This window comes from Nocardia acididurans (genome assembly GCF_016741815.1).
GTDB lineage: Bacteria > Actinomycetota > Actinomycetes > Mycobacteriales > Mycobacteriaceae > Nocardia > Nocardia acididurans.
Map to the genome: position 1 here is coordinate 1 of NZ_JAERRJ010000060.1, position 542 is coordinate 542.

Annotated in this window: 1 protein-coding gene; it reads left to right on the plus strand. The window is 66.8% G+C overall.

What is annotated here, in order from left to right; translation table 11 throughout:
• A partial coding sequence (locus tag JK358_RS38785; RefSeq protein ID WP_201958882.1) for an AMP-binding protein occupies positions 1-542 on the plus strand: 542 nt, incomplete at both ends.

Consider the following 542-nt stretch of genomic DNA (forward strand, 5'->3'; position numbering starts at 1 on the left):
TGCGTTGCTGGCCGCGCAGAAGGTGACGGTGTTGAGCCAGACCCCGTCGGCCTTCTACGCCCTACAGGCGGTGGAGGCGACCGGCGAAGGACTGCCGGAGTTGGCGCTCGAGGCCGTGGTGTTCGCGGGTGAGGCGCTGGAACCGAGTCGGTTGCGTGCATGGTGGGATAACCATGCGGGGTCCACGCGTTTGATCAATATGTACGGCACGACCGAGACGACGGTGCATGCCTCGTTCCGGGAGCTCACCCCCGCCGACGCGGAAGCGACCACGAGCCCGATCGGCGTTCCCCTGTCGATGCTCGCCTTCTTCGTGCTGGACTCGGCGTTGCGTGAGGTTCCTATCGGTGTGGCCGGTGAACTGTATGTCGCCGGCGGTGGTGTGGCGCGTGGTTATCACGGTCGGTCGGGGTTGACCGCGTCGCGGTTCGTGGCGTGCCCGTTCGGCGGTGCCGGGGACCGCATGTATCGCACCGGAGACCTGGTGCGCTGGACCCGCAACGGGGAACTGGAATACATCGGACGCGCCGACGACCAGGTCA